16 protein-coding genes are annotated in these 15,511 nt (G+C 69.0%); 12 read left to right on the top strand and 4 right to left on the bottom strand.

What is annotated here, in order from left to right; genetic code table 11:
• Window positions 1-10: 10 nt before the first annotated feature.
• On the bottom strand, window positions 11-889 hold the full coding sequence (locus tag J8I82_RS28350) for a dimethylarginine dimethylaminohydrolase family protein (protein WP_209762327.1): 879 nt from the start codon (window positions 887-889) through the stop codon (window positions 11-13).
• A 159-nt stretch (window positions 890-1,048) separates the two neighbouring features.
• On the opposite strand from J8I82_RS28350, the gene J8I82_RS28355 reads away from it, so the two are divergent.
• Window positions 1,049-1,468, top strand: coding sequence for an Lrp/AsnC family transcriptional regulator (locus tag J8I82_RS28355; RefSeq protein WP_116317273.1), 420 nt, complete (start codon window positions 1,049-1,051; stop codon window positions 1,466-1,468).
• A 17-nt stretch (window positions 1,469-1,485) separates the two neighbouring features.
• Here J8I82_RS28355 and J8I82_RS28360 read toward each other — a convergent pair whose 3' ends face one another.
• Window positions 1,486-3,261 carry a chloride channel protein gene (locus J8I82_RS28360; RefSeq protein WP_209762330.1) on the bottom strand — a complete coding sequence of 592 codons (1,776 nt, stop codon included), beginning with the start codon at window positions 3,259-3,261 and terminating at the stop codon, window positions 1,486-1,488.
• A gap of 154 nt (window positions 3,262-3,415) precedes the next feature.
• Here J8I82_RS28360 and J8I82_RS28365 point away from each other — a divergent pair, with 154 nt between their 5' ends.
• From J8I82_RS28365 to J8I82_RS28390, 6 genes are all read left to right on the top strand, one after another.
• On the top strand, window positions 3,416-4,555 hold the full coding sequence (locus J8I82_RS28365; protein ID WP_209762333.1) for an HPP family protein: 1,140 nt from the start codon (window positions 3,416-3,418) through the stop codon (window positions 4,553-4,555).
• Window positions 4,556-4,805: 250 nt separating this feature from the next.
• The gene (locus J8I82_RS28370; protein ID WP_209762336.1) at window positions 4,806-6,005 is read left to right on the top strand and encodes an AI-2E family transporter; all 1,200 of its coding nucleotides are present in this window, start codon (window positions 4,806-4,808) and stop codon (window positions 6,003-6,005) included.
• 7 nt (window positions 6,006-6,012) lie between these two features.
• Complete coding sequence (locus J8I82_RS28375; RefSeq protein WP_209762338.1) at window positions 6,013-6,711, top strand: paraquat-inducible protein A; 699 nt, start codon at window positions 6,013-6,015, stop codon at window positions 6,709-6,711.
• Window positions 6,708-7,457 carry a paraquat-inducible protein A gene (locus J8I82_RS28380; RefSeq protein ID WP_209762341.1) on the top strand — a complete coding sequence of 250 codons (750 nt, stop codon included), beginning with the start codon at window positions 6,708-6,710 and terminating at the stop codon, window positions 7,455-7,457. The genes J8I82_RS28375 and J8I82_RS28380 overlap by 4 nt, the downstream gene beginning before the upstream one ends.
• On the top strand, window positions 7,444-9,084 hold the full coding sequence (locus tag J8I82_RS28385; RefSeq protein ID WP_209762344.1) for a PqiB family protein: 1,641 nt from the start codon (window positions 7,444-7,446) through the stop codon (window positions 9,082-9,084). The genes J8I82_RS28380 and J8I82_RS28385 overlap by 14 nt, the downstream gene beginning before the upstream one ends.
• Window positions 9,084-9,710: a PqiC family protein gene (locus J8I82_RS28390; RefSeq protein WP_209762347.1), complete on the top strand. Its 627-nt coding sequence runs from the start codon at window positions 9,084-9,086 to the stop codon at window positions 9,708-9,710. The genes J8I82_RS28385 and J8I82_RS28390 overlap by 1 nt, the downstream gene beginning before the upstream one ends.
• A 249-nt stretch (window positions 9,711-9,959) precedes the next feature.
• On the opposite strand, the gene J8I82_RS28395 is transcribed toward J8I82_RS28390, so the two are convergent.
• Window positions 9,960-10,520: a nucleoside 2-deoxyribosyltransferase gene (locus J8I82_RS28395; protein ID WP_209762350.1), complete on the bottom strand. Its 561-nt coding sequence runs from the start codon at window positions 10,518-10,520 to the stop codon at window positions 9,960-9,962.
• Window positions 10,521-10,686: 166 nt separating this feature from the next.
• On the opposite strand from J8I82_RS28395, the gene J8I82_RS28400 reads away from it, so the two are divergent.
• The 5 genes from J8I82_RS28400 to J8I82_RS28420 all read left to right on the top strand — a co-directional run bounded on the left by J8I82_RS28400 (window position 10,687) and on the right by J8I82_RS28420 (window position 14,353).
• Complete coding sequence (locus tag J8I82_RS28400; protein ID WP_209762353.1) at window positions 10,687-11,628, top strand: 2-hydroxyacid dehydrogenase; 942 nt, start codon at window positions 10,687-10,689, stop codon at window positions 11,626-11,628.
• 60 nt (window positions 11,629-11,688) lie between these two features.
• On the top strand, window positions 11,689-11,883 hold the full coding sequence (locus J8I82_RS28405) for a DUF1059 domain-containing protein (protein WP_209762356.1): 195 nt from the start codon (window positions 11,689-11,691) through the stop codon (window positions 11,881-11,883).
• A gap of 217 nt (window positions 11,884-12,100) precedes the next feature.
• Window positions 12,101-12,895, top strand: coding sequence for a molybdate ABC transporter substrate-binding protein (modA, locus tag J8I82_RS28410; RefSeq protein WP_209762361.1), 795 nt, complete (start codon window positions 12,101-12,103; stop codon window positions 12,893-12,895).
• 13 nt (window positions 12,896-12,908) lie between these two features.
• Window positions 12,909-13,622 (top strand): molybdate ABC transporter permease subunit, encoded by a 714-nt coding sequence (gene modB / locus J8I82_RS28415; protein ID WP_209762364.1) that lies wholly within the window; start codon window positions 12,909-12,911, stop codon window positions 13,620-13,622.
• 8 nt (window positions 13,623-13,630) lie between these two features.
• Window positions 13,631-14,353, top strand: coding sequence for an ATP-binding cassette domain-containing protein (locus J8I82_RS28420; protein ID WP_209762367.1), 723 nt, complete (start codon window positions 13,631-13,633; stop codon window positions 14,351-14,353).
• A 227-nt stretch (window positions 14,354-14,580) separates the two neighbouring features.
• On the opposite strand, the gene J8I82_RS28425 is transcribed toward J8I82_RS28420, so the two are convergent.
• Window positions 14,581-15,375 carry a TOBE domain-containing protein gene (locus J8I82_RS28425; RefSeq protein ID WP_209762371.1) on the bottom strand — a complete coding sequence of 265 codons (795 nt, stop codon included), beginning with the start codon at window positions 15,373-15,375 and terminating at the stop codon, window positions 14,581-14,583.
• Window positions 15,376-15,511: the final 136 nt, after the last annotated feature.

Raw genomic sequence — 15,511 nt, forward strand, 5'->3', positions numbered from 1 at the left:
GACGGATGCATCAGGCCGCGGCCGCGGCGATGCCGGGCCCGCTGCTGCGGTCGAGCCGCAGCGTCATGCAATAGGCGCCGCCGCCGGAGAGCATGAAAGGGGCCAGGTCTACCTCATGCAACTGGTAGCCGCGCCGGCCGAGTTCGGTGCGCAGGTGCGGCGTGGTGCGGGTCATCACCACCTGGTCGTCCAGGTTGACGGCATTGACGCTGAAATGGCGCAGGTCGTCGGCGCTGGCCTCGATGCGCAGCCGCGCCGGCAGCCGCGCGCGCAACTCGCGCAGGGCCGCTTCGCTGAACGCCGGCGGGTAATAGAGGATCTCGCCCCCGGACAGCGGGCAGAAGCATACGTCGAGGTGGTAGCTTTGCTCGGTGGCCAGTTCCAGCGCCACGACTTCCTTGCCGAAGAATTCCGACACGGCGGTAGCCGCCTCATGCGACGAACGCGGCCCGAAACCGGCCCAGAAATGGCCGCGGCCGGCATCCCAGATGCAGTCCCCAGCGCCCTCCTGGAAGCAGCCTTCGGGCAGCAGCGCCACTTCATCGAGCAGGCCGCGCTCGCGCAAGGCGCCGAAGATTGCCGAGAACGGCGCTTCTTCGCCGCGGCGCTGCGGGTAGCGGAAGCGCGCCAGCAGTGCGCGGCCGTCGAGCACCACGGCGGCATTTGCCGGGAAAACCATGTCGGGCAGGCCGGCGGCGCCCGCGGCCACTTCCACCGTGAAGCCGGCCCGGCGCAGCGCCGTGCGCAGCGCATCGAAGGACTGCATGGCATTGCTGTGCATGCCGCGCGGGTCGCGCGCCCAGGCGTCGGGGTCCATCCACGGATTGATGCTGTACGACACGTCGTAGAAGGTCGGCTCGACAAGCAGGATCGTGGGGGTGTGGATCACGGCGGCTCCTTTTCTTCAAGGTTTCGGGAAACAATTCAGTCGATTGCATTCTGGTGCAGGCTGGTGTTAACTAATAGCCAGCAAGATGCGCAATTTGCGCCTTGCATCGAGCAAAATGCCAGACCTCATTGGCAAATCGACAGAACGCCCCTCAAGCCCATGGACGCCACCGATCAACAGCTGCTCTCCCTGCTGCGCGACAACGCCCGCACGCCGGTCACGGCGCTGGCGCAGGCGCTGCGCGTGTCGCGCGCGACCGTGCAGAACCGGATCGACAAACTGGAGAAGGAAGGGCTGATCGTTGGCTATACCGTGCGCCTGCGGCCCGAGGCCGAGGCGCACCGGATCCGCGCATGGATGACGATCGCGGTGGAGGGAAACAAGGCGCGCACGGTGCTGCAGGCGCTGAGGGGCGAGCCCAACGTGCAGGCGCTGCACACCACCAACGGGCGCTGGGACATCATTGCGGAACTGCGCGCGGATACGCTGGAGGCGTTTGACCGGACGCTGGACCGGATCCGGTTGATCGAGGGGATCAGCGCGACCGAGACGAGCATTTTGCTGTCGACCTACAAATAGCGCCGCCGGTTTGAAGTTCAGTCGGCGAACCGCCCCCGCAGCCGCTCGCGCCGCGCTTCCTCGTGATGAACCTGCGAGCTCGCCCGCAGCAGGTCGCGCAACGACACGATGCCGGCCAGCCGCATGCTGTCCACGCTCTCCACTACCGGCAGCCGCGCCACGCTGAGCGTCGCCATGCTGCCTGCCGCAGCGCGTGCGGTCTGCCCGGGCAGCAGCACATGGGCCGGCGCACTGAGCAAGTCACGGCAGCGCAGGCCAGGTGGCACCTCGCCGGCGGCCGCGCCGCGGATGGCGGCGCGTTCCAGCATCCCCAGCACGCGCCCGCCCGCCACCACCGGGTAGGCGCGATGCGCGGCGTGCTCGCCGAAATAGCGCGACATGGCATCGGCCACCGGCAGATCGGCATCGATCGTCACCACCTCATGCGTCATCAGCTCGCCCACATGGGCGCGCTCGAGCGGATCGACGCCGTATTCGCGGTAGATATGCAGGCCGCGCCGGGCGATCTTCTCGGTCATGATCGAGCGCTTCATGGTCAGCACCGAGAAGCCGTACGCGACCGCCGTCGTCAGCAGCAGCGGCAGCAGTGCCTGCGTGTCATGCGTCAGCCCGAAGGCGAACACGATCGCGGTCAGCGGCGCGCCCAGCACGCTGCCGAGCACGCCGGCCATGCACACCAGCGCCCACAGCTCGGGCGAACCGCCCGGCAGCCACGGCGCCAGCACCGTGCCAAGCCCGGCGCCGAGCATCAGCAGCGGGGCCAGCACGCCGCCCGACGTGCCGGAACCAAGCGCCGCGATCCAGATCACCGCCTTGACCGCCAGCAGCCCCAGCGCAATGCCGATGGCGATGCGGTGGTTGAGCAGGTCGCCGATCACGTCATAGCCCACGCCCAGCGCGCGCGGCTCGAAATACCCGCCGATGCCGACCACCAGCCCGCCGATCGCCGGCCACCACATCCAGTGCAGCGGCAGGCGCGAGAACGCATCTTCGGTGCGGTACAGCGCCAGCGTCAGCCCAGCGCCCAGCGCGCCGCACAACAGTCCCGCGATCACGCATGAGGCCAGCGCGGGCGTGCCGGCGGCCGCGGTCTGCAGCGGGAACAGCGGGCCTGCCTCGAACAACAGCGGCCGCAGGAAGCCCGCCACCGCGCAGGCCAGCGCCACCGGCAGCAGGCTGCGCGGGCGCAGCTCGAACAGCAGCAGTTCCACCGCGAGCAGCACCGCCGCCACCGGCGTGCCGAAGATCGCCGTCATGCCCGCGCACGCGCCGGCCACCAGCAGTGCCTTGCGCTCGCCGGCGCTCAGGTGCAGGTACTGCGCCAGCAGCGACGCCAGCGAGCCGCCGGTCATGATGATCGGCCCCTCGGCACCGAACGGCCCGCCGCTGCCGATCACGATGCCCGACGACAGCGGCTTGAGCACCGCCACCCGCGGCGACATCCTGCTCTTGCCGAACAGCACCGCCTCGATCGCCTCGGGGATGCCGTGGCCGCGGATCTTGTCGCTGCCGTAGCGCGCCATCAGCCCAACCACCAGGCCGCCGACCACCGGCACGGCGATGACCCACGCGCCCAGCGCATGGTCCGCCGGCGAGCGCTCGGCCAGCGATAGCGTCTGGTAGAAAAACAGGTTGGTGAAGAAACGGATCAGGTTGACCAGCACGCTGGCCGCGAACGTGCTGAGCACGCCAATGCCCAGGGCGATCGCCGACAGCATCAGCAGGCGGCGGTTGACCGCGTAGTCACGCTTCTCGACGGTCGAGGCGGTGGTGGGTGACGCAGGGAACGACATGGGGGCGACTCCTGATTGCTCTTCTCGATGCTCTTCGGATTGCTCTGGTGCGGTGCATTACGCCCCGACACGGGGATGCACTGCACCAAAGGCGGCCAAATATATCACTGCGTGATATATTACGTGCACCATTCCAAGTCGCCCCCGTCCAAGAATGCCAACTGCCCCCGCTGTCGCCTCGCTGGCGCAAAATACCCGTGCATGGCTGCGCACTTTTGTCCCGCTGCCGGTTGCTGCCAACCGCCATGAGCGCATCAAGAGCTGCCTCGGCGCACTGCTCGGCCTGTTCTGCACCGAATGGATCAGCCACCAGACGCTGGGCGGGTTCAATCCCTGGTTCGTCGCGCCGATGGGCGCCTCGGCGGTACTGCTGTTCGCAGTGCCGTCTTCGCCACTGGCGCAGCCGTGGTCGATCATCGGCGGCAATCTGTTTGCGGCACTGGTGGGCGTGGCCTGCGCGCGCTGGATCCCTGACCCGGGCCTCGCGGCGGCAACGGCGGTGGCCGTGGCGATTGCCGTGATGTTCCAGTTCCGCTGCGTGCATCCGCCCAGCGGCGCCGTGGCAATCACGGCGGTATTCGGCGGGCCGGCGGTCAGCGCGCTCGGTTTCGGCTTCGTGGTGGTGCCGGTGCTGTTCAACTCGATGTTGCTGCTGTTGATGGCGCTGGCCTTCAACAACCTGTCGCAGCGACGCTACCCGCACCGCCCGCCGGAGCCCGCGGTGCAGCATGGCACCAGGGACGTGCCGCCGTCGCAGCGCGTGGGCTTTACCCGTGCCGACCTGGACGCGGCCCTGAAGGCACGCGGCGAATTTCTCGACATCGAAGAAGACGACCTGGAAGCCATCATGGTGGCGGCGCAGCTGCGTGCGTACCGGCGGCACTTCGGCAACGTGCTGTGCGGCGAGATCATGTCGCGAGACGTCATCATGGTGCGCCCCGGGCAGCCCGCGCACGAGGCCGGGCACCTGCTGTCGCGGCACCGCATCAAGGCACTGCCGGTGGTCGATGCAAACAACCGCCTCGAAGGCATCATCACGCAGAGTGACTTCTTCGCCGCGCAGCGAGATACCGGCGCGCGCCGGCTGGCCGGCACCGTGCGCGACCTGATGACGCGCGCCGTGGTCACCGCCCGCCCCGACCAGCCGATGGTGGAACTGGCGCAGGCCTTCTCCGACGGCGGCCTGCACCACGCGCCGGTGATCGACGACAAGCACCGCGTGGTCGGCATGGTGACGCAATCCGACCTGGTTGCCGCGCTGCTCAAGAGCGGCGTGATGGCGGTGCCGGCCTGAGGCTGGCCCTTTCCCCTGGCGCCGGCCGTGCCCGGCGCGTGAGCCCCCTTCCGCCTGGACGGCACGGCCGCTGCGCTGTTCAACGTCACAAAGCTATGGCACTGTTGGATGCGTCCGGGCATGCTGCCCCGGCGCACCATGGTGGTGGCGCCCGAAGCACCCTTCCAGCAGCCCTTTGGCATCGCCCGCCCCGGCGTAGGCTATATTTACGCCGTTTCCGTCACACCGGCGGGCCCAGGGAGAGCCATCAATGAGTTCCGGCCAGTTAATCGAGAAGATTGCCGCAGTCTTTGCGCTGATCGTGCTGATCGGCGGCTCGCTGCTTGTGCTCGCGCCATTTACCACGGCACTGCTGTGGGGCGCGATCCTGGCTTACAGCTCGTGGTACCCGTACACGGTGCTGTCGCGCTGGCTCGGCGACCGCCGCGGCCTGGCGGCGCTGATCTGCGTGCTGCTGGCCACGGTGATCGTGCTGGGGCCGTTTGTCTACGCCGGTGCCAGCTTCTCGGCGCACCTGGACGACCTGTCGGCGCTGGTCGACCGCTACATGGAGCATGGCATCCCGCAGCTGCCGGATTGGCTGAGCAGCCTGCCCTATGTCGGCACGTACCTGCAAAGCTCGTGGGACAGCATCATCAACGCCGATTCCGAGATGGTGGCCAACCTGCGCAAGCTGATCGCGCCGGTCGGTCATGTGCTGCTCGGCGCCGGCCTGTCGATCGGCGCCGGCCTGGGGCAGCTGGCGCTATCGATCATCCTGGCATTCTTCTTCTATACCGGCGGCGAGTTCGCCATCGCCTGGTTGCGCGCGGGCATGCGCCGCATTGCCGGCGAGCGTGCCGACCACCTGCTGGAACTGGCCGGCAGCACGGTCAAGGGCGTGGTCTACGGCGTGCTCGGCACGGCCTTTATCCAGGCGGTGCTGGCCGCCATCGGGCTGTGGATTGCCGGCGTGCCGGGCGCGGCCATCCTCGGCTTCGTCACGTTCTTCCTGTCGGTGGTGCCGGTCGGCCCGCCGCTGGTGTGGCTGCCGGCGGCGCTGTGGCTGTACCACACCGGGTCCACCGGCTGGGCCGTCTTCCTGGTGATCTGGGGCGTGGGCGTGGTCAGCATGGCCGACAACATCGTCAAGCCGCTGCTGATCAGCAAGGGCACCGGCATGCCGCTGATCTGGATCATGCTGGGCGTGCTGGGCGGCGCACTGGCATTCGGCTTCCTGGGTGTGTTCATCGGCCCGACGCTGCTGGCGGTGGCGTATGCGCTGCTGCGCGACTGGACCATCGGCTCGGAGGCCGAGCTGAAGCAGGATCTCGCGCACGAGCTGAAGCCCGGCGGCGCGCCGGCAGCGGTGCCCGCGGCGACGCAGCCCGCTGCGGCGGCTCCGGCAGTCCCCGCCGTGGTCGACAACCCCGACGTGCCGCCGGCGGCCACCGGCAAGCACCCGGGCTGAACGGCTGATGGCAGGTCCAGACAACGCCCCCGCACCCGCCTTGCCCGACACTTCGCCCGCCGCGCTGCACCGGCTGGTGGCGTGCGAATACTGCGATGCGGTCTACGAGCGCACCCCGATCTCGCCCGGCGAGCGCGCGCTGTGCCTGCGCTGCGGCGGCGAGCTGTATCGCGAGAGCCGCCGGCATTACCGGCGCCTGCTGCCGCTGGTGGTCACCGCGCTGATCCTGTTCCTGGTTTCCAACGCCTACCCCATCGTGGAGATGGACCTCAAGGGCGTGCGCACGCAAACCACGCTGCTGGGCGCGGTGCATGCGCTGTATGACGACCACATGGCACTGGTGGCGGCGCTGGTGTTCGCCACCACCATACTGTTCCCGCTGTCCGAGCTGCTGATGATGATTTACCTGCTGGTGCCGATGGCGCAGCACCGCATGCCCATCGGCTTCGACCGCATCGTGCGCGGCATCCGCCAGACGCGGCCGTGGGGCATGATCGAGGTCTTCATGATCGGCGTGCTGGTCACGCTGGTGAAGCTGTCCACGATGGCGCGCGTGCTGCCCGGCATCGCGCTGTGGTCGTTCGCCGCGCTGGTGATCGTGCTGGCGGCGATGCTGTCGTTCGACCCGCGCGACCTGTGGCGCTACCTGGAAACGCCGGACGATGAGGCGGACGAGGCAGGCGGCACAAGCGGGAAGGGACAATGACGGACGCGACCCCGCAGCAACCGCCACGGCCACCGCGCCCCGACCGCCTGGCGCATCCGCGCCGTCTCGCGCGCGAGGTAGTGGCCGAGCTGACCGACGACGACGAACGCACGCCGCTGCCGCAGGTGCCCACCGCCAGCCGCCTGGGCCTGCTCTCCTGCCACGCCTGCGACCTGGTCAGCCCGCGCACGCTGGAGGGCGAGCCCTGCCCGCGCTGCGGCGCCACGCTGCACCACCGCAAGCCGGACAGCCTGGCGCGCACCTGGGCCTTCCTGCTGGCGGCCTTTATCCTCTACATCCCGGCCAACATGCTGCCGGTGATGGTCACGCAATCGATCCTCGGCACGCAGCGCGACACCATCCTGTCCGGCGTGATCTACCTGTGGCTGTCCGGCTCGCACATGCTGGCGGTGCTGGTGCTGATCGCCAGCATCATCGTGCCACTCATGAAGATGCTGATCCTCACCTTCCTGCTGCTGTCGGTGCACTTCCGCGCGACCTGGCGCATCCGGCAGCAGACCCGGCTGTACGGGCTGGTGGAGGTGATCGGCCGCTGGTCGATGCTCGATATTTTCGTGGTGGCGCTGCTGGCCTCGCTGGTGCGGGCCGGGGCGCTGGCCACCATCATCCCAGGCGGCGGCGCGCTGGCCTTCGGCGCGGTCGTGGTGCTGACCATGCTGGCCTCGCTCAGCTTCGATCCGCGCCTGCTGTGGGATTCGCTGGAAGACGATAATGCCCGACACTGAACAACATCCGCCCAATCCCGCTGGCGCACCCGGCCTGCCGCGGCCCGAGCGCCGGCGCCGCGCGCGCTGGCTGCCATCGCTGGTGTGGCTGATCCCGATCGTCGCGGCGATCGTCGGCGTGTCGCTGCTGGTGCATACGCTGGCCTCGCGCGGGCCGGAGATCACCGTCAGCTTCCGCACCGCCGAGGGCCTGACGCCGGGCAAGACCGCGGTGCGCTACAAGGATGTCGATATCGGCCTGGTCAAGTCGGTGCGGCTCGCGCGCGACCGTTCGCATGTGATCGCGTCGATCGACCTGACCAAGGACGCCGAGAACTTCGCCGTGGCCGACACGCGCTTCTGGGTGGTGCGCCCGCGTTTCGCCGCCAGCGGCGTGTCGGGGCTGGAGACGCTGCTGTCGGGCGCCTATATCGGCGTCGATGCCGGCAAGTCCGGCGAGACCACGCGCGATTTCAAGGGACTGGAAGTGCCGCCGGTGGTGACCACCGACGCATCCGGCAAGCAGTTCGTGCTGCGCGCCTCGGAGCTGGGCTCTCTCGACATCGGCTCGCCGGTCTACTACCGCCGCGTGCAGGTGGGCCAGGTGGTGGCCTACCAGCTCGAGCCCAACGGGCGCGACATTTCGCTGCGCGTGTTCGTCAACAAGCCCTATGACAAGCTGGTTACCGCCGACACGCGCTTCTGGCATGCCAGCGGCGTCGACCTCAAGCTCGATGCCGGCGGCCTCAAGCTGTCGACGCAATCGCTGGTGACGGTGCTGCTGGGCGGCGTTGCGTTCCAGGCGCCGGACCGTACCACCGCCACCGCTGCCGCGGCCGAAAACACGCAATTCCTGCTGGCCGCCGACCAGTCCGAGGCCATGAAGGAGCCCGAGGAACTGGCGCCGACGCTGGCCGTGCTCAACTTCGACCAGTCCGTGCGCGGCCTGTCGCCGGGCGCGCCGGTAGACTTCCGCGGCGTGATCGTGGGCCAGGTGCGCTCGATCGGCATCGAATACCAGCGCGACAAGAAAGCCTTCCGCATGCCGGTGGTGGTCGAGCTGTACCCGTCGCGCATGGGCTTCCGCGAACGCGACGTGGAAGACCGCGCCCGCGCCCGTCAGATCATCGAGGGCCTGCTCAAGCGCGGCATGCGCGCGCAGCTGCGCACCGGCAACCTGCTTACCGGCCAGCTGTACGTGGCGCTCGACTTCTTCCCGAAGGCGCCGCCCGCCAAGGTCGACCTGGATGCGCCGATCCCCGAGTTCGCCACCACGCCGGGCACCTTCGACCAGCTGCAGGCGCAGGTCGGCGATATCGTCAACCGCATCGACAAGATCCCGTTCGACCAGATCGGCCAGGACCTGCGCACCACGGTGGCGAGCCTGAACAAGACGCTCGACACGGCCGACAAGCTGGTGCAGCAGCTCAACGGCGACGTCGCGCCGCAGGTGCTGGCGGCGCTGCAGGATGCGCGCAAGACGCTGACCACGGCCAATGGCACGCTGGCGTCGGATGCGCCGCTGCAGCAGGACACGCGCCGCATGCTGCAGGAACTGACGCGCACCGCCACGTCGTTGCGCACCTTGACCGACTACCTCGAACGCCATCCCGAAGCGCTGCTGCGCGGCAAGCCGGAGAAAGACTGATGAAGCGCCATCCCCTTACCTCCGCGCTTGTCCGTTGTGCCCTGGCCGGCGCACTGGGCGCCGCCGTGCTCGCCGGTTGTGCCTCGCCGGAGCCGCGCTATTACACGCTGGCCCAGGGGCCTGCGGGCGTCGCCACGCTGCCGGCGGCGACACCGGCGCCGTCGACCAGCACGCTGTGGCTGGAAGTCGCTCCCGTACGCGTCCCGGAGCGCCTGAACCGGCCGCAGCTGGTGGTGCGCGACGGCCGCAATGACGCCAGCCTGCGCCTGCTGGACCTGGCGCGCTGGTCGTCGCCGCTGCCGGACGAGCTGCGCGATGCGTTGTCGCAGCGCCTGCAAGCCACGCTGGGCGCGGTCGATACCTACCAGCAGGGGTTGTCGGATGTGCAGCCGCTGTACCGGGTCACGACGGAAGTGCTGCGGCTCGACGCAGATGTCGGGCAGCGCGCGGGCGCAACCATCAACTGGACGGTGCGGCGGTTGCCGGACGGCAAGGTAGTCAGCGGCAGCACGCAGGCGGAGTTGTCTGCGCCCGGCGAAATCGATGGCGTGGTAGCGGCTTACCGCGAGATCGTGGCAAGCACGGCGAAGGATATTGCCGCGGGGGTGGAGGCGTTGCGCCGATAAACCAAACCCGACCGGGCTTGCCGAAAGAAAGTGCGCCCAAGCCGCCCGAACTAGCCCAAGCAAGGTGTTCTCCCTCTCCCCTCAGGGGGGGAGGGTTGGGGTGAGGGGTGGTCTAGCAAGGCACCACTTCAAGCAAGGCCTTCGGTTTTAACCCACGGGCAGTCAGCCTTTGAGCCTCCTGCCCTCACCCCCGGCCCCTCTCCCGCGCTGCGGGAGAGAGGAGCAGACCAGCGGTGGAGAAACTCTCTCTCAGTCATCCCCCCACGCCGCCGCACCGCGCTCGCGCCGTGCCGCGGCTTCGGCCGCGCGCCGGTGGATGGCCCCGGCCATCGCCGCCAGGCATTCCGCCGCCCCGCCCTGCACCAGCTTCACCGGGCACGCCAGCATCAGGTTCCTGGGCAAGCCGAAATCCTCGACGACGAACCCGCGCGCATCCAGCGGCCGGCCTTCCTCGTCGGTCACCACCGTGGCGCGATCGCGCACCGTGCCGGGATCCGCGCTGTAGCCCCATACCGGCTTCTGCAGCGCCACCGCAAACCCCACCTCGAAGGCCGTGCCCGAGTCCGGCTCTCCCGGCCCGCGGAAATCGTCGAGATTGGCCATCACCATGTCCGCGCGGCGCAGCAGCGCGATATTGGCGTCATAGATCCAGCGCGCCGTGTCCGGCCCCGACAGGCCTTCCGGCGCCGACTTGTCGAGCGGATACAGCCCGGTGAAGCCATGCGCCGCGCACAGCGACTTGAGGTGCTCGCCCCAGGCGATGGCGTCCTTGCGGAACACGTCGAAGCCGGCCAGGTAGATGGTTTTCATGGCGATGTTCGTCACGGAGGAAACGGGATGCCGCAGCATAACCCGCCTCCACCCGAACATCGCACAAAGTTGCCCGCAATCCGGCGCGGCAGCGGCAGCGGTCGCCTGCGCGATGCGGGGGCATGCGCTACCATCCCTGATCCCTCCGTCGAGACCCGCTCGCCTCATGTCCGCTTCCCAGATTCTCCAGGTCGGCCCGCTCGCGCCGCAGACCAATGCCACCCTCCAGCAACAATACGGCGCCATCGCGCTATGGCAGCAGGGCGATGCGCTGGCCTGGGCGCGCGAGCACGGCCTGCAGGTGCGCGTGGTGGTGACCTCGGCGCGCCATGGCTGCAGCGCCGCGCTGATCGACGCGCTGCCGGCGCTGCAGGCCATCGTCAGCTTCGGCGTGGGTTATGACTCGATCGCACTGGACGCCGCCCGCGCGCGCGGCATCCAGGTCAGCAACACGCCCGACGTGCTCAACGACTGCGTGGCTGACCTGGCCTTCGGCCTGCTGCTGGACGCGGCACGAGGCATTGCCCATGGCGACCGCTTCGTCCGGGCCGGGCGCTGGCCGCAGGGCGGCTTTCCGTTGACGACGCGGGTCTCGGGCAAGAAGCTTGGCATCCTCGGCCTGGGCCGCATCGGTGAGATCGTGGCACGGCGCGCGCAGGGCTTCGACATGGAGATCGCCTACAACAACCGTCGTCCGCGCGACGGCGCGCCGTGGCGCTTCGAGGCTGACCTGAAGGCACTGGCCGCCTGGTCCGACTTCCTGGTGGTGACCTGCGTGGGCGGTCCGGAAACCGCCGGGCTGGTGTCGCGCGAGATCATCGACGCGCTCGGGCCCAAGGGCATCCTGGTCAATGTCGCGCGCGGCAGCGTGATCGACGAAGACGTCATGGTGGCGGCGCTGGCCGAAGGACGCCTGGGCGGCGCCGGTCTCGACGTGTTCCGCGACGAGCCCGGCGTACCGGCCGCGCTGCTGGCGCTGGACAACGTCGTGCTCGCGCCGCACATGGCCAGCGGCACGCACGAGACCCGCGCCGCAATGACCGCGCTGACGCTGCAGAATCTCGATGCGTTCCTCGCCGATGGCAAGGTGCTCACGCCGGTGCTGTAGTGGCCGGTCCCCCTGCCTATACTGGATACGCCGGCCGCGCGGCCGGTGACAGGAGGCACCATGGGACGCAAGTTTATCGATTGCCGCGAATATCCGAGCGACATCGGCTGCACGGTTGCGCTGAGCGCCGACAGTGAAGACGAACTGCTCGAAGCCGCGGTCCAGCACGCGGTCGCAGTGCACCAGCACCAGGACACCCCTGAGCTGCGCGCACAATTGAAGTCGTTGTTCAAGGAAGGCTCACCGCCGGCCTGAAGCCGGACAGGCTGGCGCTGCAACGGCGCCAGCTCCGAAACTTGTCCCGCCCCTGCGGCACATTCGCTGCCGCTGATACCGCACTTGCGCTTGCCGGAATACCCATGTCGGTGGTCATGGCGCATCATTGACGCACCGTTATATACAGACGTATATTGCGCCTGACAGTCCACCCATGCCAGCACCAGCTTTCCTGGCCGCTTCTCTGAGGATTTCCATGTCCGCGTTTCGCCCCGCCCGCACCGGGTGCCGCTCCGTTCTTGCCGGCGCCGGCGCCATGCTGGCCGCACTGGCGCTGGCCCTGCCCACTGGGCCGGCATTCGGCGCGGACCTGGTAGTGTCCGCCGCCGCCAGCCTGACCAACGCCTTCAAGTCGCTGGCCGAGTCGTACGAGCGCGCCCATCCGGGAACGAGGGTGGTGCTGAACTTCGGTGCGTCCGACGTGCTGATGCAGCAGATCGTCAAGGGCGCGCCCGCCGACGTGTTCGCCTCGGCCGACCAGGAGGCGATGAACAGGGCCGAGGCCGAAAAGGTCATCACTTCCGCCTCGCGCCGCAACTTCGCCGCCAACGAGGTGGTGCTGATCGTGCCGTCGGACAGCAAGCTGAATATCGGCTCGCTGCAGGACCTGGCCAGGCCGGAAGTCAGGCGCATCGCCTACGGCAATCCGGCCTCGGTGCCGGTTGGCCGCTACACCCGCGGCGCGCTGGAAGCCGCCGGCCTGTGGGACGCGGTCGCCGCCAAGGGCGTGCCGGCACAGAACGTGCGCCAGAGCCTGGACTACGTGGCGCGCGGCGAGGTCGAGGCCGGCTTCGTCTTCGCCACCGACGCCACGGTAATGCCGGACAAGGTCAGGGTTGCGGTGCGCGTGCCGAGCCGCAACCCGGTGACCTACCCCATCGCCATCACCAGCCAGACCCGCCAGCAGAAGGAAGCGGCGCAGTTCGTCGACTTCGTGGCATCGCCGGCAGGCCAGGCGATCCTGTCGCGCTACGGCTTCCAGAAGCCCTGATTTACGCCACGCCATGGATGCCGTCTGGGTGCCGCTGCTGTTGTCGCTGAAGGTCGCGGGCTGGGCCACCGCGCTGAACGCCGTGCTCGGCGTCGGCGCGGCGTGGGCGCTGGCGCGCTGGCGCTCGCCGCTGCGCGACGTGGTCGACGCGGTGTTGACGCTGCCGCTGGTGCTGCCGCCGACTGTGCTCGGCTACTACCTGCTGGTGCTGGTGGGCCGGCGCGGCGTGTTTGGCGAGTGGCTGTCCCGCCTCGGCATCGAACTGGTCTTTACCTGGCAGGGCGCGGTGCTGGCGTCGACCATCGTCGCTTTCCCGCTGGTGCTCAAGTCGGCCCGCGCTGCCTTCGAAGGGGTCGATCACCAGCTGGAAAACGCCGCGCGCGTGCTGGGCGTTTCTGAATCCGGCATCTTCTTTCGCGTGACGCTGCCGCTGGCCGCGCGCGGCATCATTGCCGGCGTGCTGCTGGCGTTCGCGCGCGCGCTGGGCGAGTTCGGCGCCACGCTGATGATCGCCGGCAACCTGCCCGGCCGCACACAGACGCTGTCGGTGGCAATCTACGAGGCCGTGCAGGCCGGCGACGACAACACCGCCAACCTGCTGGTGCTGGTGACCTCGGTCACGTGCGTGCTGCTGCTGGTGGTCGCCGGTCGGCTGGTGCCCGCCACTGCGCGCAATCCCGCCGAAGTATATGAACGCCGGCGCCTGCGCCCGCGCGCCGCGCGCTGAGGAACGCCATGGGCATGCATGTCAGCATCCGCAAGCAGATGGTGTCGGCCGACCGGCAGTTTTCGCTTGATATCGATTTCGACTCCACCAGCCGCCGCATCGCGCTGTTCGGCCCGTCCGGCGCCGGCAAGAGCCTGACGCTGCGCGCCATCGCCGGGCTGCTCGCCCCCGACAGCGGCCGCATCGAGCTGAACGGGCGCATGCTGTTCGACAGCGAGGCAGGCATCGACGTCCGCCCGCAGGAACGCCGCGTGGCCTACCTGTTCCAGGAATACGCGCTGTTCCCGCACCTGACCGTGGGACAGAACATCGCCTTCGGGCTGGCGCGCGGCTGGCGCAACCCGCGCCGCGGCGCGATGCCGCCGGAGGCGCGGCGCTGGATCGATGCCTTCGGGCTGGACGAGATCGTCGGCAACTATCCGGCCGAGATTTCCGGCGGGCAGAAGCAGCGCGTGGCGCTGGCGCGCGCGCTGGTGGCGCAGCCCGATATCGTGCTGCTCGACGAACCGTTCTCCGCCCTCGATCCCGCCTTGCGCGCACGCATGCGCGCCGAGCTGCGCACGCTGCAGTCGAGCCTGGACGTGCCGATGCTGGTGATCTCGCACGATCCCGCCGACGTCGAAGCGCTGGGAGACCATGTGCTCGAAATCCGCGAAGGCCGCATCTTCGGCAGCGGCGACAGCCGCCACCATCCGCCGGTCTACGCGCCGTTGTCGGCGCGCGTGGCCTGAGCGCGCAGCAGGTCGACTCAGGCGCAGCTAAGGCGAGGGCCGGCGCTTCGTTGACGCGCTAGCCCTCACCCCCTGCCCCTCTCCCGCTTGCGGGAGAGGGGAGCACACAGACGGCACACCAGGACTTGCCACGAACCCATGCGAACGCTCCCCTCTCCCGCCTGCGGGAGAGGGGTGGGGGTGAGGGCCAGCACATCGACGAAGTGAAGCCCGTCAGCATGCCTGCCTCACCCCACCACCCCCAGGATCACGCTGGACGCCTTGAACACCGCCACCGCCGGCACACCCAAGGCTAGCCCCAGCGTCTCGACGCTGCCATTGGTCACGATCGCCGCGATCGTGCCGCCGCCGTCCAGCTCGATCACCACCTCCGCATTGACCGCACCAGGCATCACGCGCGACACCACGCCCGGCAGCTGGTTGCGCGCCGACAGCCGCACGCCCGGGTCGGGCAGGCCCACCAGCACCGAAGACGCCTTGATCAGCGCAAACGCTTCCACGCCCGCGGCCAGTTCCAGCGTCTCGACGCTTTCGTGCGTGATCGTCGCCACGATCTGCTGGCCGCCCGGCAGCGCCAGCACCACCTCGTCGTTGACCGCGCCGCCGCGCACGCTGGCGACGTGCCCGAACAGCTTGTTGCGCGCACTGGTCTTGATCATCATTCGCCTCATCAGGTGAATATCGTCGGCAGCGCCCTCGCCCAGCCGCGACAGCTGCGCGACAAAGCGCCGGTGTTCGTCCTCGAGCGCGCGGTAGGTGCGGATCAGCTGCTCGCCGCGCGCGGTCAGGCGCGTGCCGCCGCCGCCCTTGCCGCCGGCAGCGCGCACCACCAGCGCTTCGCCGGCACTGTTGTTCATCAGGTCGATGGCATCCCACGCGGCCTTGTAGCTGATGCCGACCGCGCGCGCGGCCGCGGTGATCGAACCGTGCTCGCCGATGGCGGCGAGCAGCGCGATGCGGTCCTTGCCGCCCCAGTCCTGCGAGCCGGAGCGGAACCAGATGGCTCCCTGGAGTTCAAGCATGGGTAACCGGCACCGCAAGCCGGTGCCGTGACAGAGTGGCAAACGCGGCTATGGTAATCCCATTCCCGGGCTTTCACGCCCGGTGCTGCATGGACCCGCTCACAGCGCGGGGCAAACCCCCTATCAGCACCTGCAT

This window comes from Cupriavidus consociatus, from assembly GCF_017814975.1.
Classification (GTDB): Bacteria; Pseudomonadota; Gammaproteobacteria; order Burkholderiales; family Burkholderiaceae; genus Cupriavidus; species Cupriavidus consociatus.